The following is a 20,512-nucleotide window of genomic DNA, read 5'->3' as shown; positions in this document are numbered from 1 at the left end:
CTGGAAGGAGGTAGGTACGATGAAGATGACCTCAAAGAGAATGGTGGATATTCTTCAAGAAAGGTTGAAGGAAGGGGCATATACGTATCATTTTGATCGTAAAAAAGACACGTTACGTATTGAGGAGAAACATGTGAATAAAGGTGTGACGATTTCACTACCTGGTCTAATAGCCAAATATGAAGAAAATAAGGAACAAGCAATCGAAGAGTTTATTTATTATATTCAAGAATCCTTTCAAGCAATGAAGGACGATCAACAACTTTCAGGGAAAGAAAAAAATATTTTGCCTGTGATTCGTTCCACCTCTTTTCCTATAAAATCAAGTGAGGGGATTCCACTTGTATATGATGAACATACGGCTGAAACCCGAATTTATTATGCACTTGATCTCGGAAAGTCTTATCGATTAATTGATCAAAAATTAATGGATAGTGAAAACTGGTCACATCAGCGTATAAAAGAAATGGCCCTCTTTAATCTAAGATCGCTTGAAACAGTAGTGAAAAAGGACCAAGTGGCAGGAAATGATTTTTACTTTGTTCGTACAAACGACGGCTACGATGCAAGTCGGATTTTAAATGAATCGCTCCTGCAACAATATGCGAAAAAAGTAAGCGGAGATATGGTGGTAGCCGTTCCTCATCAGGATGTATTAATTATTGGTGATATTCAAAATGAAGCAGGGTATGATATTTTAGCTCAATTAACGATGAGTTTTTTCGCAAATGGTCTCGTACCGATTACTGCTTTATCGTTTATTTATGAAAATGGCGAGCTAGATCCAATTTTTATACTCGGCAAAAATCGAAAAAAAGATAAGTAGAAAGGGTTGAAAGTGATGAACGTTTTTTATAACGCAGAAGGAATTGGAGATACTTTACTTATTCAAATGAAGGATTTACCAAGAGAAGAGAGAGCATTTGAAAAGAAGGGCGATGTTGTCCGCATTTTTCAAGCAAATTCAAATGAAACAGTTGGGTTTAATATTTTTAATGCTAGTACATATTACTCTTTTGAAGGAAATGGAAACGTAAAATTAACAGAATCGTTAGTTGAAAAAATGAATCACATTTTACAAAGAAATGGTTTTGAAGAAAATCTAGAGGTAGATTTATCTCCGAAATTTGTTGTGGGGTATGTTTCAGAAAAAGAAAAGCATCCAAATGCAGATAAATTAAGCATTTGTAAAGTTGATGTTGGAGAAGAAGTTTTACAAATTGTTTGTGGTGCGCCAAATGTCGATGCTGGACAAAAAGTTGTTGTAGCAAAAGTAGGTGCGGTTATGCCAAGTGGATTAGTGATTAAAGATGCTGAATTACGCGGGGTTCAATCAAGTGGAATGATTTGTTCAGCAAAAGAGTTGAACTTACCGAATGCTCCGCAAGAAAAGGGAATATTAGTATTAGAAGATGACCGTGAAGTTGGTACACCTTTTTTTGAATGATTTAATGGAAGTAAGCGCCACTAGTTGAAATACTAGTGGTTTTTTATTAGGTATATCTATCCTTTAAAATTTCTATATTATTGATACAATGAAAGAGTAAAATGACAACAAGTTTGAAAGAGTGATAGATGATGAGTTGGCTTTCAAAAATAGTTAAATGGATGATTGGAGATTCAGAAGAGCCCGAACAAGTTCAGAAGCAGTATTTTACCGATAAACAGAAAATGATAGATGAATCAATAACAAATCAAGCAAATAAACAACAAGAAGTAACGGCACGTGTGACGTATCGATATCCGAAAGGAAATTTTCGATTCCCTATTATGTTTGACGATGAACAAACTTATCCTAGGAGGAAACAAAAAAGTGTGCACTCCATTAACGATGAACATGATAGAAAGGAACCGAAACATGTCTATCGAAAACCCTATCAAGAACCAGCTAAAAGTCGTGGTCGGTTTCGACCAACAGAAATTCCTTCCCCGATATACGGTTTTGGACCACGGCAAGATGATTTATACATAGAAGATTTTTTGAAAGGGAATAAAAAACAGAGTCAGGTTGAAATAGAGCAACAACTTAATGAACCGATTGACGTACAATCTTTTGAAAAAATTGAATCGGAAGAAACAACGAATAGGATGAAAGAGGAGTTTTTATTTCCTCATAGTGAACAAAATGAAAATCAGATCAATAAAGAGGAAAATGAAATAAACAATTATTCCTTTGATGAAACAAATGAAAATGAAGCGACAAAGTCTCCTGAAGAATGCATTGATAATCGTTTGATTGACGCTCATAATTCGTCGCAAATTCATGAAACTTCACTCGTTCAAGAGGTGGCTCCGAACGAAATAGCAGCTAGTGAATCGCCTCATAATGAACAAGTATTTGAATTTGTAAATACGAACATTTCGATGGAAGAGAATCATGATCAGCAAAAATCTATTCAAATGAAGACGCATGCTTCTCCTAATGAATTGGAAGCACCACTTGAAAAACAAAGTGAAGAAGCAATTAGTACACCTTCCACAGAAGTACAAAGGGAGAATGGCTTGCATGAGACAAAAGCTGAAAATGATGATCCTGAAGACAATAAACAAAAAGAGAATAGAACAAATGCTACATTGGTAAATAAAACGGAAACATTTACGTCCAATCCTGACGGACGAAATAAAGAGCATAAACAATCCCATAAGGATAGGAAAAACGAACAGCATAAAGGAAATCGGGATCAAGCTGTACCATACAATGTACTCATGTTTGGGAGAGATAAGCGTAAGCTAGCTCGACAAGAACATAAAGGGTATACATTCCCTTCTCTTTCATTATTAACAATGCCACCGGCTGAAAAAACGGAAGATAGTAACTGGGTGAATGAACAAGCAGAGTTGTTAAATCGTACGTTAACAAACTTTAATGTTCGGGCACACGTAGTTAATGTTACACAAGGCCCTTCTGTTACAAGATTGGAAGTTCAACCAGAGCCTGGAGTGAAAGTAAGTAAAATTACTAATTTAACAGACGATATTAAATTAAGCTTATCCGCTCGGGATATTCGCATTGAAGCGCCGATCCCTGGTAAAAATACAATTGGAATTGAAGTGCCGAACCCAAAAAGTAAAATGGTTTATTTGCGAGAAATTTTACGATCACCTCAATTTACGAAAAGCACTTCACGACTAACCGTAGCACTTGGACTTGATATTTCAGGAAACCCAATTGTAACCGATTTAAAGAAAATGCCGCATGGGCTCATAGCTGGTGCAACAGGATCTGGAAAAAGCGTGTGCATTAACACGATTCTCATTAGCCTTTTATATAAAGCAACACCACAAGAAGTAAAGCTTTTGCTCATTGATCCAAAAATGGTTGAACTTGCACCATATAATCATATCCCACACTTAGTCAGTCCAGTTATCACGGATGTGAAAGCAGCAACAGCATCGCTTAAATGGGCTGTAGAGGAGATGGAGCGGCGGTATGAATTATTTGCTCATACAGGTGTACGAGACATTAACCGATTTAATGAACAAGTGAAGAAACATCATCAAGGCGAAAAGCTTCCATATATCGTCATTATTATCGATGAGCTAGCCGATTTAATGATGGTGGCACCTGGAGATGTAGAGGAAGCAATATGTCGAATTGCTCAAAAAGCTAGAGCGTGTGGAATTCATTTGTTAATTGCGACACAGCGACCATCTGTTGACGTCATTACTGGATTAATTAAAGCGAATATCCCTACGCGCATTGCTTTTTCTGTATCATCTCAAGTTGATTCCCGTACGATTATTGATACGGCTGGTGCGGAGCGGCTTCTCGGTAAAGGGGATATGCTTTTCCTTGAAAACGGATCATCGAAGGCAGTACGCCTGCAAGGAAACTTTGTAGCAGATGACGAAATCGAACGGGTCGTTGAACATACTCGTAAGCAAGGGAAGCCTCAATATAGCTTTTCAGAGCAAGACTTGTTAAAGAAAGTAGACCATTTTTCAGAAGAAGATGAGCTCTACAATGAAGCGTGTGAATTTGTTATTGAGCAAGGCGGTGCCTCTACCTCGAGCCTGCAACGTCGCTTTCGCATTGGGTATAATCGTGCAGCAAGGCTTATTGATTTAATGGAGCAACAAGGAATTATTTCCGAATCAAAAGGAAGTAAACCGAGGGATGTTCTTGTCACAGAAGAAGAATTTTCCATAATAAAAGAAAGTAGTGTTGAATAGTCTCAATATGATAAGATGGGCATAAATGGTATGAACATACCTTCATCGCCATCATATTACAACCATGTGATAAAAGCGGAATACTTATGACTTTCATTACATAATCGAAAAAAGGGAGCTTAGATTGAATGAAGGAAATTGAATTAAAAATGCAGGGAAAAATTAAGCGTTTGACAAATAACACGTTTAAATTTGATGAACGTATAAAAGATGGATGGTTTTCTGCTGTTTACTTTTTAAAGACGAAAGAAATTGTAAAAGATTTCAGATCTGATAATTGGGTAACGATGCAATTCTTTCAGAAAAAACATGCTGTTCTTTGTGGAACAGACGAAGTCATTGCGTTAGTGAAGACTTTTGCGGATAATCCAGATGAGTTAGAGATTTATTCGTTAAAAGATGGCGACAAAATCAGTCCTTTTGAAACGGTTTTAACGATAACAGGCCCATATCAAAGCTTCGGATATCTTGAAGGAGTTATTGATGGAATTTTAGCTCGTCGAACATCCGTAGCAACAAACGTTTACAATGTCGTAAAGGCCGCTGGGTTATCTGGTGAACAAAAGCCAGTCATTTTCATGGGAGATCGTGACGACCATTATACACAACAAGCAGGAGATGGTTATGCAGCGTATATTGGTGGTTCAACAGCTCAAGCCACACACGCGATGAATGAATGGTGGGGTAAACAAGGAATGGGTACAATGCCCCATGCCCTTATTCAGCTATTTGACGGGGATGTTGTGGAGGCAGCGAAAGCTTATTACAAGAAGTTTCCAGAAGATGAGCTCATCGTCCTTGTTGATTATAATAACGACTGTATTACAGATGCGCTCCGTGTTGCTCGAGAATTTGGGGATAAATTAAAAGGGGTTCGTGTTGATACGTCTAGGACAATGATTGATCAATATTTTGTTCGTAACCCTGATGTGCTCGGTACATTTGATCCGCGCGGGGTTAATGCACCTCTCATTTTTGCATTAAGAGAGGCGTTAGATCAAGAAGGGTTTGAACATGTGAAAATTGTTGTTAGTGGAGGTTTTAATGAGCAGCGAATTAAAGAATTTGAACAGCAAAAAGTGCCTGTTGATATTTACGGCGTTGGAAGTAGCTTGTTAAAAATTCATATCGGTTTCACAGGTGATAACGTTTTATTAAACGGGAAACCGCAAGCGAAAGCTGGACGTCGTTATCGCCCAAATCCTCGTTTAGAAAAGGTAGATTAAACAATTCGTTGTTAAAAATGAAAATAAGTAAAATGGAGGATAGTTATCCGACAACATATTCATTACAATGGGGAAGGGATGTATTCCATTCCTTAACAAGTGAAGAGAAGCTTTTTCAACAGAGAAGATATATGAAAGGGTGGAAATGGGAAAACTGTGTAAAAAACGAACAGTTTTCCCATTCGTTATGTTCCAGTCTCTCTGTTCGAATAGTCATAACTTCCCTTTAATGCTATAATGATGTAGCGTAATGGATTTTAATGTTTATGAGTTGTTAGTTACAAAACTAGTAATCCGTCATATACTGTCATACAGATAGACGATTGTTGGAGGTTCTTATATGACTGTTTATCATTTTGTTGGAATCAAAGGAACAGGTATGAGCCCGCTTGCGCAAATTCTTCATGATATGAATTATAAAGTTCAAGGTTCTGATATAGAAAAAGAGTTGTTTACTCAAAAAGCATTGGAAGAACGAAACATTCCTATTTACCCTTTTTCAAAAGAGAATATTCATTCTGGACTTACAGTCATTGCAGGCAATGCATTTTCTGATACACATGAAGAAATAGCAGAAGCGCATCATCTAGACCTGCCTATTTATCGATATCATCATTTTTTAGGTGAATTCATGAGCCAATTCACAAGTGTTGCTGTGACAGGTGCTCATGGTAAGACCTCTACTACAGGTTTACTTGCACATGTTATGCAAGGAGCTGAACCAACCTCATACTTAATTGGTGATGGAACTGGAAAAGGGGTAGAAAATAGCAAGTATTTTGTTTTTGAAGCGTGCGAATATCGCCGTCATTTCCTTTCGTATTATCCAGATTATGCGATTATGACGAACATTGATTTTGATCATCCAGATTACTTTCAAGATATTGATGATGTTTTTGACGCTTTCCAACAGATGGCGTTACAGGTGAGAAAAGGAATTATCGCTTGTGGGGACGATGAGTATTTACAGCAAATTCAAGCGAAAGTGCCAGTTCTTTATTATGGTTTTAATGATCATAACGATTTCCAAGCAAGAAATATTCAAAAAAGTACAACTGGAACGAAATTTGATGTATTTGTGCGCAACACGTATTATGGAACGTTCCGGATTCCATCATATGGAAATCATAATATTTTAAACTCATTAGCCGTAATCGCTTTATGTCAATATGAAAATATAGATATAGCCATTATTCAGGATCGATTATTAACGTTCGAAGGAGTTAAACGTCGCTTTAACGAAAAACAAATCGATTCCCAAATTCTCATTGATGATTATGCACACCATCCAACTGAAATTAAAGCAACGATTGAAGCAGCCAGACAGAAGTATCCAGATCGTGAAATTGTCGCGGTCTTTCAACCACATACATTTACGAGAACACAATCTTTCTTGAACGAATTCGCAGAAAGTTTAAAACTCGCGGATAAAGTATATTTATGTGATATTTTCGGATCTGCTCGCGAGAAAGCTGGCAGCTTAACAATCCATGATTTGAAAGATCTCATTGACGGTGCACAATTAATGAATGAAGAAGATACTTCGATATTAGAACAGTATGATAACGGAGTACTCGTTTTTATGGGAGCTGGAGATATTCAAAAATATCAAAAAGCCTACGAACAGCATCTTGCAAATGAATAATAAGAAAAGCACAAGGCGCTCCAATTGCGATTAACTGTTGCCCGCGTCCTGTGGGCAACTTCGTAATGTCATCATCCAGACTCCGCGACAAGCACGAGACAAGCCGACTAAAAGCTTTTTTCCCTTTTGGACGACTCTCTTGTGACACGGGCCGATGATGCTTGGAGCTAGATGCAATCAAGTTGTCCACAAGTCGTGCATTTTATCATTTCCTATACTTAAACAAAACCCGACCGTTTAAAAATAAACTGTCGGGTTCTTTATATGGTTATTTTAAATTTTCTGGATTTAACTGTTCAAGCTCTGGGATTACGAAACGACCATCTTTGCGAATTAAAACATCATCAAAGTAAATCTCCCCCCCGCCATATTCAGGGCGTTGAATCATAACCATATCCCAGTGGATGTTCGAATGGTTATCGTTATAAGCATCATCGTAACATTGCCCTGGGGTAAAGTGGAAGCTCCCGTCAATTTTTTCATCAAATAAAATATCTTGCATTGGATGTTGAATGTAAGGGTTTACACCTATAGCGAATTCTCCAATATAGCGTGCTCCTTCATCTGTATCAAATATTTTTGTTATACGCTCTGTATCATTTGCTGTTGCTTCAATAATTTTCCCATCTTTAAAAGTTAATTGTACATTTTCAAACGTAAAACCGTGATAAGGAGATGGAGTATTATAGGAAATCGTTCCATTAACTGAATCTTTTACAGGTGCTGTATACACTTCACCATCTGGAATATTCATTTGCCCAGAGCATTTAATTGCTGGGATATCTTTAATAGAGAAAGTTAAATCTGTTCCAGGTCCTGTAATACGTACTTTATCGGTTCTATTCATGAGTTCAACGAGCGCATCCATCGCTTTATCCATTTTGCCATAGTCGAGTGTACAAACATCGAAATAAAAATCTTCAAAAGCTTCTGTGCTCATTTTCGCAAGCTGTGCCATTGAGGCGTTTGGATAACGAAGAACGACCCAGCGAGTTTTCGGTACACGAATGTCACGATGAACTTTTTGGCCAATAGTTTGACCGTGAATTTTCATTTTGTCATCAGGGATATCAGCTAATTCATTAATGTTATCACCTGAACGTAAACCGATATATGCATCCATCTCTTTCATGACATTTGCTTCAAAAGCAGCGATCTGATCAAACTGTTCTTTCTCTGCCCCTAATAATAAAGCGCGATCAACTTGATGATCCTTTAACAAAACAAATGGATATCCCCCAGCTTTATACGCTTCTTTTACAAGGGCAATAACGAGCTCTCGTTGTAATCCAAAGTTTTCGATTAAAACTTTTTCTCCCTTCTGTAAACGAACAGAATAATTGATTAATATGTTAGCTAATTTTTCAATTCGTGGATCTTTCACTGAAAATCCTCCTATGTAAGAATATTTGTACATATTTATTTTAACGTTTTCATCAAGAATTTAAAACAAAACAACATTATGTTAGAGGATTTTCAGCACCTTTTGAAGAAATAAATAGTATAATGAGAAATGTTTCATTTTCTGTTTAGGCGGGAAATAGAATATTGACATGACTTCAGGAGGTGCTGACATTGATTCTTTTATATATTAGTGCACTTATCATTTCTCTTAGCTTTACTATTTTAGTTATTTACTTAGCTAAAACGCTTAAATCATTAAGCCGAACGCTTGACAATGTAGCCCATACGCTAGAAAGCTTGGAAAAACAAGTAGACGGAATAACACGAGAGACAACCGATTTACTTCATAAAACAAACCAGCTTGCAGAGGATATTCAGAAAAAGTCTGAAAAACTGAATTCGGTTGTGAATGCTGTTCAAGGTGTTGGGCATTCCCTTCAACAATTTAATCAATCTGTTCAAAAAGCATCAGCAACTGTTTCAACACAAGTGGAGAAAAATGATCACAAATTTTCACAAGTCATTCAGTTTGGGAATACGATATTAGATATTTGGGAAAGAGTGAAGCAACGAAAACAGGAAAGAATGACACCTTCTGAATAACGGTGAATGCATAACAATGTGTGAATCAACCATCGAGAAGCTGTTTCGACATCTTTTGTTTAAACATCATTATTCATGATGGTTCTCATTAATAACAAGGAGGGATTAATATGTCAAAAGATGGTATTAACAGCAAGGATTTTATTATTGGTACATTAATCGGAGGGATTATTGGAGCAACAACAGCCTTGTTTTTAGCCCCTAAATCTGGTCGAGAATTACGTGAAGACTTAAATCAGCAAGCACATGTTGTAAAAGACAAGACTTCAAAATTAACAAATGATGCTTACGAAAAAGGATCGCAATTTATTAGCTTAGCAAAAGAGAAAACGAATTCTGCCTCTCAAACTATTTCAGACCAATCTTCTCAGTTAATAAACAAAGTAAAAGAGCTAGGAAAATCTCCAAAAGAAGATCATGATGAAGTTGTGGAAGTTGTCGCTGAAGAAGTTGGCACAGATATGGAAGAGCAAGTTGAAAATCATGTTGAAGGACAACAAGAAGAAGAGAAAGAAGAAGAAGTTGTGAAATCTTATACGTAAAAATCAAAAGCTTAATGCGTCCGCCTATCGGCAAATATTTTGCTGGTAGGTTTTTTTTATATTACAATGAGTTCATAAAGCTAGTCTATATCCAATGAGGTGACCATTTTGGGAAAATTAAAAATTGATACAATTCAACAATTCCAACATTTGTTAGAAGAGCACGAGTCATTTGTATTTTTCAAAAATAGTATGACATGTCCCATTAGTTCTCAAGCTTTTTCGGAATATGACACATTTACGAATGCTTATCCAGAGCTTCCATCTTATTATTTAAATGTTCAACAGTCTAGGGAGTTATCGAATTACATTGCTGAGACCTTTAATGTCAAACATGAATCACCACAAGTTTTACTATTTAAAAATAAAGAAGTCAAATGGCATATATCACATTGGAATATTACGAAAAAGACTTTAGTGGAAAATTGCGTCAAATAACGAACGAAAAACAAACTCCTTACATAAAATACTTTACTGCTTAAAAGCGTTTAAATAATAAAGAAATTTATGGTGACATTCTATTTGTTATAGTATATAATAGTCCCTAATTAAAAAATATTTTAATTTTTCGATAAATGAGAAGGATTGGAAGGGTGAGACATTATGAGTAATGCAGAGCTAGAGAATCTAAGAGAGAGAGTCGATGAGATTAACCTCGAAATTTTAAAGTTAATTAACGAACGTGGAAGGCTCGTTCAGGAAATTGGAAAAACAAAAGAAACACAAGGTGTCCATCGTTATGATCCTGTACGTGAACGTAAGATGCTTGATTTAATTAAAGAACATAATGATGGACCATTTGAAAATTCCACATTACAGCACATTTTTAAAGAAATCTTTAAGGCAGCTTTAGAGTTACAAGAGGATGACCACCGTAAAGCACTTCTTGTTTCTCGGAAGAAAAAACCTGAGGATACGATTGTAAATATTAAAGGTGAGAAGATTGGGGACGGAAGCCAGTCCTTCATTGTTGGTCCATGTGCGGTTGAAAGCTATGAACAAGTAGCAGCAGTTGCTGCGGCTGCGAAAAAGCAAGGATTACGACTTCTTCGCGGTGGGGCGTTTAAACCGCGTACATCTCCATACGACTTCCAAGGTCTTGGGTTAGAGGGGCTAAAAATTTTAAAGCAAGTAGCAGATGAATACGATATGGCCGTTATTAGTGAAATTGTCAATCCAGCAGACATTGAAACGGCTATTGACTATATTGATGTGATTCAAATTGGCGCAAGAAATATGCAAAACTTTGAATTATTAAAAGCAGCAGGCTCTGTTCGTAAACCAGTATTATTAAAACGGGGATTAGCTGCTACCTTATCTGAGTTTATGAATGCAGCAGAGTACATTCTTTCCCGTGGTAATGATCAAATTATTTTATGTGAGCGTGGAATTCGAACATATGAACGTGCGACTCGCAATACGTTAGATATTTCAGCTGTACCAATCTTAAAGCAAGAAACGCATCTTCCTGTCTTTGTTGATGTCACACACTCAACGGGCCGTCGTGATTTATTATTACCTACTGCAAAAGCGGCACTCGCAATTGGCTCAGATGGTGTAATGGTGGAAGTCCATCCAGACCCTGCTGTAGCTCTTTCAGATTCTGCACAGCAAATGGATATTGACCAATTCAATCAATTTATGCAAGAGTTAAAACCGTTAGCGAAAGTGAAAGCATAGTCAAAAACTTTATTCGTGAGGGGACTTATGTACCCATACAAAGGAGCCTAATTGGCTCTTTTTTAGTTTTGTAAATGTTCGAAAAAATGTGATATTCAAAAAATAGATAAAAAAAGTGGATATTTTATGTTGACTCATTTTATAATTTAAACTTAAGGTGTTGTATTTCATGAAACATTTTTCATTTGCGAAACTCTCTATATACATAGCAAATTTATTAACTTATGAGCATTAATTTACTTTTTGGGGAAAGATATGTTAAAACATTGTTAAGTTCATTGCGGACGTATACATTGTATCGTATGATAATGGTGATAAAGTGAAAATCATTACAAATGAATGGGCTAATAAAGTAAGCAGATCGATATCCATATAGATTGAAGTAGAAAAAGGAGTGTTATAAGGTGAACGTAACGATTTACGATGTTGCACGTGAAGCAAACGTATCGATGGCAACCGTTTCTCGTGTAGTAAACGGGAACCCGAATGTGAAACCTACTACAAGAAAGAAAGTGTTAGAGGCGATAGAGCGCTTAGGGTATCGTCCCAATGCGGTAGCACGTGGCCTTGCAAGTAAAAAGACGACAACGGTTGGCGTTGTCATCCCTGACGTATCCAGTACTTTTTACTCAGAGCTTGCCCGTGGTATTGAAGATATCGCAACAATGTACAAATATAATATTATTTTAAGTAACTCCGATCAAAATAAAGATAAAGAATTGCATTTACTAAATACAATGCTAGGGAAACAAGTAGATGGGATTGTATTTATGAGTGGAAATATTACAGACGAGCATGTAGAAGAATTTAAGCGTTCTCCAGTCCCAATTGTTTTAGCAGCGTCTTTTGATAAGAATGGTGAAATTCCATCTGTTAATATTAATTATGAACAAGGTGCATACGATGCTGTGAAGTTTTTGGCAGACAAGGGGCATCAGCAAATTGCATACGTATCCGGGCCGATGGAAGAGCCGGTAAATAAAATAAAGAAGCTGGCAGGATATCGTCGTGCATTAGAAGAAAGTAACCTTCCTTTTAATGAAGAGCTTGTGATAGAAGGTGACTATACGTACGATTCAGGAATTGAAGCATTTGAAAAATTAATGAATGTGACGCCGCGTCCTACAGCTATATTCGTAGGGACAGATGAAATGGCCTTAGGTGTTATTCATAGTGCTCAAGATAATGGTCTCTCTGTACCAGAAGACGTTGACATTGTTGGTTTTGATAACACTCGTTTAGCTACAATGGTTCGTCCTCAGTTAACAACGGTTGTGCAGCCGACGTATGATATCGGTGCTGTTGCGATGCGCTTATTAACAAAGCTTATGGACAAGGAAACTGTAGATGAGCATACTGTTGAATTGCCACATCGAATTGAAATTCGTCAATCTACAAAATGATAAGCATTTTAAAAATATGTTTTTCATTCTGTGATTTCAAACGGAATGAAAAAGCAGGAAGAGCTTGGGAATTAACTTCACTCAAGCTCTTTTTTTATGATTAATATCCTTCTTTTGCTTGATCCTTTTGTCTCGGTTTTTTATTTTCTCGAATAAAATGTAGGGCTTTTTCTAATGTCATTTCATTTTTTTCTTCGATTTCCTTTTTTCGCGGAATTGGTTTATATAAAGGATCAGGATCTTCCCAAGATGTAATAAGTGAAACGGGTGCTTTCGATTGCCAACGGTCAAGCCATTCTTTAGGTAGTGGCCCCGTTGGTATTTCTTGTTTCATTTGTAACCAAATATGCGCCCATGCTCGTGGGACGACACACCAAATGTCATAGCCACCACCACCGACGGCAATCCAACGACCTTCACAATATTGATGAGCAATTTCGTGAGCTACTTTCGGAATCTCTTCATAAATTTTCATTGTTGCACAAAGATGAGTTAGTGGGTCAAAGTAGTGAGAGTCAGCTCCGTTTTGCGTAATAATGACGTCTGGTTGGAAAAAGTCTGCGATTTCGTAGAAGGATCTGCGGTAAACATCGAGCCAAGAATCGTCTTCGGTAAAGGCATCTAGAGGTATATTAAAGGAAAAACCATATCCTTTCCCTTGGCCTCGTTCGGTTACATTTCCAGTACCCGGGAATAAGTACCTCCCTGTTTCATGAATGGATAATGTACAAACATTTGGATCATCGTAAAAGGCCCATTGAACCCCATCACCATGATGAGCATCTGTATCGACATACATGACTCGTGCACCGTATTTCTCTTGAATATATTTAATGGCAACAGCACTATCGTTATAAATACAAAAACCAGATGCTCTCCCTCTGAAGCCATGATGTAACCCTCCGCCTAAATTTAAAGCATGCAAAGCTTTCCCAGACATACAATAGTCAACAGCCGTTAATGTGCCTCCAACAAGAAGTGAGCTTGCTTCGTGCATATTCGGAAAAATAGGTGTATCCTCTGTTCCTAGACCATAATTAATAAATTCTTCCTTTGTTAACTGTCCTTCACTTGCTAATTTAACGGCTTGTATATATTTCGGATCGTGAATGAGAGCGAGTTCTTCTTCAGAAGCGATTCTTGGGTAGACAATTTCATCATCACTTAATTTATTCATCGTCTTTAATAAATCGTATGTCATTTCCACACGTAGTTGATTAAACGGGTGCTCAGGATTAAATTTATACGATTGAAAGAGTGGGGAGTAAATAAAAATATGATCCTTCATATTTCCATCTCCGGAACTTTAGGCCATAGCACGTCATAGCCTTTTTGTTTAATTAAGTTCACAACACTCATAGGATTCATCGTTTGCACCCGAAAAACGAGAATTTTATATTGGTCATCATCAATTGGATAGACTAAGACACTCGATATATTTACATGTTTTTCATGGAAAAGCGCAGATACTTCAGAAAGCATTCCAGAACGATTAGGTACTTTCACTTCAATTCGTGAGCTAGGTTGATGTGCCCCGGTTAATTGTACATATTTATAAAGAACATCTGCCTCTGTGACAATACCAACTATTTTTTCGTGCTGAATAACAGGTAAACAGCTAATTCGATTTTCGAAAAATACCGTTGCTGCATCCTCAACAAAATCAAGAGGATGGACAGTAATCACATCAGTTGTCATAATATCGCTTAAAGGTTTCGTAAAGATGGATTGACTGTCTTGAGTCAATAAAAGAGTTGATGGGCTTGCTTCTCGTATATCACGATCTGACACGATACCAACTAACGTTTCGTCATTTAATACAATGGGGATATGCCGTATGTAATGTTTTCTCATAAGTTTCATCGCCGTTGCTATCGTATCGTTTGGCGATAGTGTAATCACTTCTTTTTTCATGATTTTCTCGATAATCATGAAATCACTCCTTTCTTCTTATCCACAAGAAAGCGGAACACTTTCAGTTCTACTCTTGTCTATAGGCTTTTGAAATCATCTGCTCAATACATGAAACGGTTCATAAATCGTAAACGATCAAATTGTTGTATCGACTGTTGATCAACACGTTCTCCGATTCTTACCATTAAACAGTTGGCGGGGTGTGAGCTAATTTCTGGATCATCTGTTGCATACCAAACGAGTCCGCCTGCGTTCATCATTTTTTCCATCACTTTTCGATATTCCCAAACATTTAAGCCAGTCCCTTTTAAATCCCAGTGCCAATAATATTCTGTCGTAATAATAATATAATCTTCCATGGCATCATCCATCATCGAAACTTTTAATATATGTTTTCCGACAGAACAACCTCGAAACTTTGGAATAACTTCAATAGCACCTAATTCGATTAAATTGTCCATATTTCCTTCCGACCAACGCTCAAGTGGATCAGGGTATAAGTATGTTGCGTATCCAATAATCGTATTGTGGTGTCTTGCGATAATAATTCGCCCTTCTTCTAACCCGGCAATTTCAATCAATGCTTTATGTTGTTGAAAAGCAGGACGAAATGCTGTTAGGTCTTCATGGAATTCGAAACTGGATAATTTATCGGGCGAGATAGGACCCTCGATGATGACTGCCCCATAAGGTGTTTTAAGTTCCTTTGCGTTGTACGTTTTAATATGTTTCATATCTATCACCGCCTAGTAATCTATTCACCCTCTATTATACAAGAAATATAGAATAATAAAGCGTTTACACAGAAATTTATTTACATTTTTTAAAAAATTGTGAAAAAAATAAAAATATAATATAATAAATTTAGAACATTAAACTTACATAAGGGGGAGTTTGGGATGAAAGTGGAAGCGCTATCGGTAACAAAAGGAGATTATAATCTAGCAAACTACGATGAAGTATACGCGCATTTTGATTGGAAGGATGCTGAAGAACACTTTACATGGTCAAAAACTGGAAAGGTAAATGCAGCATATGAAGCGATAGACCGTCATGCTGAAGGGCATCGTAAAAATAAAATTGCGCTTTATTACCGTGACCTGAACCGTGAAGAGAAATATACGTTTAAAGAAATGAAAGAACTCTCTAACAAAGCAGGGAATATTTTAAGGCAGTATGCCGATGTTCAAAAAGGCGATCGCGTGTTTGTTTTCATGCCGAGAACACCTGAATTATACTTTGCCGTGTTAGGTGCTATCAAGTTAGGTGCGATTGTCGGTCCGTTATTTGAAGCGTTTATGGAAGGGGCTGTTCGTGATCGCCTTGAAGATAGCGATGCAAAAGTAATTGTTACGACCCCAGAGCTTTTAAGTCGTGTTCCAGTCGAAGAGTTACCTTCATTAAAACATGTTGTTCTAGTTGGCGATCACATTCCTGAAGGAGACTATATTAATTTCCTCGAAAAATTAAATGAAGCGGATAAAGAATTACAGATTGAATGGGTTGAGAGAACGGATGGCCTCTTGTTACATTATACGTCTGGATCTACTGGTAAACCTAAAGGAGTCCTTCATGTTCACAATGCGATGATTCAGCATTACAAAACAGGTGAATGGGTGCTAGATTTAAAAGAAGATGATATTTATTGGTGTACAGCGGACCCTGGATGGGTGACGGGAACGGTTTATGGCATTTTTGCTCCATGGTTACATGGTGCTTCAAATGTGATTGTCGGCGGGCGATTTAGTCCGGAATATTGGTATGAAACTCTTGAAAAATATGGTGTTACGATTTGGTATAGTGCACCTACAGCTTTTAGAATGTTAATGGGTGCTGGCGATGAGATCGTAAAGAAATATGATATGAAATCATTACGACATATTTTAAGTGTGGGTGAGCCGTTAAACCCAGAAGTAATTCGATGGGGAATGAAAGTTTTCGACAAGCGCATTCATGATACGTGGTGGATGACAGAAACTGGTGCCCAACTCATTTGTAACTATCCTTGTATGGAAATTAAACCAGGTTCAATGGGGAAACCAATTCCTGGCGTGAAGGCTGCTATTGTTGATAATCAAGGAAATGAACTACCACCTTATCGTATGGGGAATTTAGCGATCAAAAAAGGTTGGCCTTCAATGATGCATACGATTTGGAACAATGAAGCAAAATATGAGTCTTATTTTATTAGTGGTGATTGGTACGTTTCAGGTGATTCCGCTTATATGGATGAGGACGGTTATTTCTGGTTCCAGGGCAGAATTGATGATGTCATTATGACGTCTGGAGAACGTGTCGGACCATTTGAAGTTGAAAGTAAATTAGTAGAGCATCCTGCCATTGCTGAAGCTGGTGTTATCGGAAAGCCTGATCCAGTAAGAGGGGAAATCATTAAAGCATTTGTGGCATTAAGAAGTGGTTTTGACGCAACAGAAGAACTGAAAGAAGAAATTCGTTTATTTGTCAAAAAAGGATTAGCTGCACATGCTGCTCCACGTGAAATTGAGTTTCGTGATAAATTACCAAAAACACGTAGTGGTAAAATAATGAGACGTGTATTAAAAGCGTGGGAATTAGATCTTCCAACAGGCGACCTATCGACAATGGAAGATTAAAAAAGTTTAATGAATTCTATTTATGCGTCTATACTTGATGGCCTCATAAAGAACCGTGTATAAATTAAAACCCCATAGCCAAAAGGCTATGGGGTTTTATCGGTACTTTCATCATCATTAGTATTATTTTGTTCAGGTGTAGATGGTTGTTCAGTCGGTTTGTTTTGTTGGTTTTCTTCAGGTTTTTTTGATTCTTCTTGTTTTTTATCTTCTTGTTTCGGCTTACTTTCTTGTTTTTCATCTTCTTTGTTTGGCTTTTCTTCTGCATCAGGCTTTTCTTCTTCTACAGGTTTTTCCTCTAAGTAGTCGCCTGCCTTGACTGTCGCTGAAGGGGCGGACTCTTTTCCTGCTACATCAACTGCTACAACGTAGTATGCGGCGCTCGTATTTCCAACTGAAATCGAGAGAGATTTATTCGCTGGGATACTTGCTACTTTTTTGAAGTTTTTCGAATGATTAGCGGCTTTGTAAACTCGATAGCCAATTACGTCGCTATCTTTGTTTGCACTCCATGTTAATTTCCCGGAATTTACACGGACACCTGCAACGGTTGATGGGTTTGAACCATTATCTTGAATTTTCTTTTCAGATGCTAAAATCAAGTTTTTAAGTTTCGAATCATCGCCGAGTAATTTGTTTAATTGTGAAATGCTTGAAATGCCTAATTTTTTTAGTGCTTCTGGCTTCAGCATTGGACCTTCTTGAACAAATTCACTAGGCGCAGAATCTGGTACTTGATAAGCTTCATCTTTAACGTAAACAAACTTACCGTATGTTAAGTTGTCGTCTGTTTTTCTCGGGACGTACTTCACATTAAAGAGATCGGTTGCCACTAATCCGGCTTTACTACATAACTCAGAAGGTAAATCGCCTGATATTGTACAATAAGATCGGCGAACGATGCCACCAGGTTGTGTAAATGACTTATTCGGATCAACTAAGTCAGGGCGAACTTCATACGCTGCATTCATGAGCTTTGCCCATAATAAAATATTACGTTTACCGTAGCTTAATCCTTTGTAGTTAATTTGAAGTGGTTTTGGTGTATCGTAACCAATCCAAGTTCCAAATGATACATTCGGATTTGATGCAACAAACCATGCATCTTTATAATCTTGACCAGTACCAGTTTTTCCAGCCCAATCGGACCTAAATGTTAAATAACGGTTTAAAGAAGCGGCCGTTCCACTGCGAATGACATCGCGCATCATATCAATCGTTAAATAGGCAGTCTGTGGTGAAAATACTTGTCGTTTTTCCGGCTTATGTTCATAAATCGTTTTTCCATCTTTTGTTTCAATCTTTTCGATTAAGTAGGCATCGACAAACTCTCCGTTATTGGCAAGTGTCGCGTAAGCATTCACATTTTCTTCAACTGTAACGCCAGTTGTCATACCACCTAAAGCAAGCGATGGTGCGCCGTAATCACGTTCATGGACTGAAGTGAAGCCCATTTGTTTTAAATAGGAAAGTGGATCTTTAGACATAACTTTAGTATACGTTTTAACGGCTGGGATGTTATAAGAATACTTTAATGCTTTACGAATGCTCGTTAACCCATGGTAGCCCCCACCGTAGTTTTTCGGACTATATCCTCCAATGCTAAAAGGCATGTCAGCAACAACCGTACCAGGTTGCACAATTCCATGCTCCATTGCAGGTGCATAAGCAAGTAACGGTTTCATTGTTGAGCCATTTGGTCTTGGTGCGTTCGTCGCATGGTTGACTTGTTCTCGACTATGGTCACGCCCACCAACGAAACTAATGATTTTGCCTGTGTTGTTTTCAATTAAGACAGCTCCAACCTCAACAGGCTCTTGAACGGTAATGGTTTCACCTGTATCGGGGTCTTTTTTCGTTTCCGGTTTATCACTTCCATAATATTGGAATTCCTTTGCAACTTTTTGCATTCGATCATAAATATTTTTGTCAATCGTTGTTCGAACAACATATCCGTCGTAACGTAAACTTTGATCTGCTTTAAAATAATACTTGTTATAAAGGGCATTATCTTTCGCTAAGTCTTCTTTTGTATGTCCATCTTTTTCAGCAAGTGATTCCATTAAAATATCACGTGCTCGATCTTCTACTTCAAAAATTAAATAAGGATAGCTTTCAATAATAGATGGTTTTTTTTCTGTTAAATTTGCCCGGAGATCAAACGCCATCGCCTTCTTATATTCCTGTTCGGTAATAAACCCTTTGTTATACATCCGTTTTAAAACGGTATGCATTCGTTGAACCCCAGGGTCGAGGTTTTCTTTCACTTCGCCTTTATTTGTAAAAGGTGTATAACCGAACGGACTTTGTGGTAAACCAGCGATAAAGGCGGCTTGCGGGATGTTTAAATCTTTCGCATCTACACCGAAAATTCCTTGTGCCGCAGCTTGTACACCTGCAATATTTCTTCCGGAACTATTGCGGCCAAACGTTGCAACATTTAAATAGGCTTCTAAAATTTCCTCTTTCTTGAAAAATTGCTCTAAACGCATCGCAAGTAAAATTTCCTTAGCTTTACGATCAAAAGAAACTTCATTTGTTAAAATTTGATTTTTAATTAATTGCTGCGTAAGTGTACTACCACCCGTTCGGACAGATGAGTTGGTGAATTCTTGGAAAATGGCGCGCATAATGGCTTTAGGGACAACACCATTGTGTTCATAAAAGAATTCATCTTCCGTTGCAATCAGTGCATTAATGACATGTTCTGAAACGTCATTTAATTGAACGGCTTCTCTTTCAATATCCGATCGAAGTTTGCCAAGGTATACATTATTGGCAAAATATACTTCTGTCGTTTCTGAGTAGTCATAAATCTGTTTTTCCATTTGATCATGTGAACGAATCGGTTCGTCTTTTATAAGGGAGGCAAAATAGCCTGCCCCTACGCCACCGGCAAAGGAAATCCCTATTAGTCCGATAATCAAAAATAATAATAATAAATTCCAAACAACTCCGTATGCAATTCGCATCTTTTGACTATGTTTATGATAAAAACGAATGACTTTTCTTTTCCATTCTTGTAATTTGTCCATTGAATCATCCCCCTGAAATCTTATTCATTATAGCATATTTCAACAAATTTTTTACACTTTTTTGGGGTTGACATTTCATCCAAGATTTGGTCTAATGGTTGACAATGAGAGAAAATTCATGTTAAATAGGCATTATTAGTATAAGAAATGAACATATAAAAGCAATGAGTGGATTGAGTAGTGTCCCTTCCCTGTTTAAGAGAGCTGATGGTTGGTGCAAATCAGTACAAAAGGTGAACATGAATTACGTCCATGAGCATTCTTTGTGAACG

16 protein-coding genes and 1 other annotated feature (1 of these 17 only partly in view) are annotated in these 20,512 nt (G+C 37.4%); of the genes, 11 read left to right on the top strand and 5 right to left on the bottom strand.

Annotated features, from left to right (window positions below; genetic code table 11):
- Positions 1-19: 19 nt before the first annotated feature.
- From MLD65_RS06410 to murC, 5 genes are all read left to right on the top strand, one after another.
- Entirely contained in the window at positions 20-826 is an 807-nt protein-coding gene (locus tag MLD65_RS06410; RefSeq protein WP_243291060.1) for a DUF1444 domain-containing protein, read from the top strand.
- A gap of 15 nt (positions 827-841) precedes the next feature.
- The gene (ytpR, locus tag MLD65_RS06405) at positions 842-1,447 is read left to right on the top strand and encodes a YtpR family tRNA-binding protein (protein WP_243291059.1); all 606 of its coding nucleotides are present in this window, start codon (positions 842-844) and stop codon (positions 1,445-1,447) included.
- A 131-nt stretch (positions 1,448-1,578) separates the two neighbouring features.
- On the top strand, positions 1,579-4,173 hold the full coding sequence (locus tag MLD65_RS06400) for a DNA translocase FtsK (protein WP_243291148.1): 2,595 nt from the start codon (positions 1,579-1,581) through the stop codon (positions 4,171-4,173).
- A 128-nt stretch (positions 4,174-4,301) separates the two neighbouring features.
- A complete protein-coding gene (locus MLD65_RS06395) occupies positions 4,302-5,399 on the top strand; it encodes a nicotinate phosphoribosyltransferase (protein ID WP_243291058.1) in 1,098 nt (365 codons plus the stop codon).
- Between the two features lie 340 nt (positions 5,400-5,739).
- Positions 5,740-7,044 (top strand): UDP-N-acetylmuramate--L-alanine ligase, encoded by a 1,305-nt coding sequence (murC, locus tag MLD65_RS06390; protein ID WP_243291057.1) that lies wholly within the window; start codon positions 5,740-5,742, stop codon positions 7,042-7,044.
- Between the two features lie 268 nt (positions 7,045-7,312).
- Here murC and MLD65_RS06385 read toward each other — a convergent pair whose 3' ends face one another.
- Positions 7,313-8,428 (bottom strand): aminopeptidase, encoded by a 1,116-nt coding sequence (locus MLD65_RS06385; protein ID WP_243291056.1) that lies wholly within the window; start codon positions 8,426-8,428, stop codon positions 7,313-7,315.
- A gap of 191 nt (positions 8,429-8,619) precedes the next feature.
- Here MLD65_RS06385 and MLD65_RS06380 point away from each other — a divergent pair, with 191 nt between their 5' ends.
- The 5 genes from MLD65_RS06380 to ccpA all read left to right on the top strand — a co-directional run bounded on the left by MLD65_RS06380 (position 8,620) and on the right by ccpA (position 12,676).
- Entirely contained in the window at positions 8,620-9,051 is a 432-nt protein-coding gene (locus MLD65_RS06380) for a DUF948 domain-containing protein (RefSeq protein WP_243291055.1), read from the top strand.
- Between the two features lie 110 nt (positions 9,052-9,161).
- A complete protein-coding gene (locus MLD65_RS06375) occupies positions 9,162-9,593 on the top strand; it encodes a YtxH domain-containing protein (protein WP_243291054.1) in 432 nt (143 codons plus the stop codon).
- A 108-nt stretch (positions 9,594-9,701) separates the two neighbouring features.
- On the top strand, positions 9,702-10,031 hold the full coding sequence (gene ytxJ / locus MLD65_RS06370) for a bacillithiol system redox-active protein YtxJ (protein ID WP_243291053.1): 330 nt from the start codon (positions 9,702-9,704) through the stop codon (positions 10,029-10,031).
- A 165-nt stretch (positions 10,032-10,196) separates the two neighbouring features.
- Entirely contained in the window at positions 10,197-11,273 is a 1,077-nt protein-coding gene (locus MLD65_RS06365) for a bifunctional 3-deoxy-7-phosphoheptulonate synthase/chorismate mutase (RefSeq protein ID WP_243291052.1), read from the top strand.
- A gap of 404 nt (positions 11,274-11,677) precedes the next feature.
- Positions 11,678-12,676, top strand: coding sequence for a catabolite control protein A (gene ccpA / locus MLD65_RS06360; RefSeq protein ID WP_347709275.1), 999 nt, complete (start codon positions 11,678-11,680; stop codon positions 12,674-12,676).
- Between the two features lie 100 nt (positions 12,677-12,776).
- Here the strand turns inward: ccpA and MLD65_RS06355 are convergent, their stop codons facing one another.
- From MLD65_RS06355 to MLD65_RS06345, 3 genes are all read right to left on the bottom strand, one after another.
- Positions 12,777-13,964: an acetoin utilization protein AcuC gene (locus MLD65_RS06355; RefSeq protein ID WP_243291051.1), complete on the bottom strand. Its 1,188-nt coding sequence runs from the start codon at positions 13,962-13,964 to the stop codon at positions 12,777-12,779.
- Positions 13,961-14,608, bottom strand: a complete 648-nt coding sequence (locus MLD65_RS06350; RefSeq protein WP_243291050.1) for an acetoin utilization AcuB family protein — start codon at positions 14,606-14,608, stop codon at positions 13,961-13,963. The genes MLD65_RS06355 and MLD65_RS06350 overlap by 4 nt, the downstream gene beginning before the upstream one ends.
- A gap of 83 nt (positions 14,609-14,691) precedes the next feature.
- Positions 14,692-15,324, bottom strand: a complete 633-nt coding sequence (locus MLD65_RS06345) for a GNAT family N-acetyltransferase (RefSeq protein WP_243291049.1) — start codon at positions 15,322-15,324, stop codon at positions 14,692-14,694.
- A 165-nt stretch (positions 15,325-15,489) separates the two neighbouring features.
- Here MLD65_RS06345 and acsA point away from each other — a divergent pair, with 165 nt between their 5' ends.
- Positions 15,490-17,205, top strand: coding sequence for an acetate--CoA ligase (gene acsA, locus MLD65_RS06340; RefSeq protein ID WP_243291048.1), 1,716 nt, complete (start codon positions 15,490-15,492; stop codon positions 17,203-17,205).
- A gap of 86 nt (positions 17,206-17,291) precedes the next feature.
- Here acsA and MLD65_RS06335 read toward each other — a convergent pair whose 3' ends face one another.
- Positions 17,292-20,240: a transglycosylase domain-containing protein gene (locus MLD65_RS06335; protein WP_243291047.1), complete on the bottom strand. Its 2,949-nt coding sequence runs from the start codon at positions 20,238-20,240 to the stop codon at positions 17,292-17,294.
- Positions 20,241-20,395: 155 nt separating this feature from the next.
- Positions 20,396-20,512 (top strand) — a binding site (T-box leader) (it continues 111 nt past the right edge of the window).

This window comes from Bacillus sp. FJAT-47783 (assembly GCF_022808615.1).
Lineage (GTDB): Bacteria > Bacillota > Bacilli > Bacillales > Aeribacillaceae > Bacillus_BZ.
This window is presented reverse-complemented; position numbering and strand designations above follow the sequence as displayed.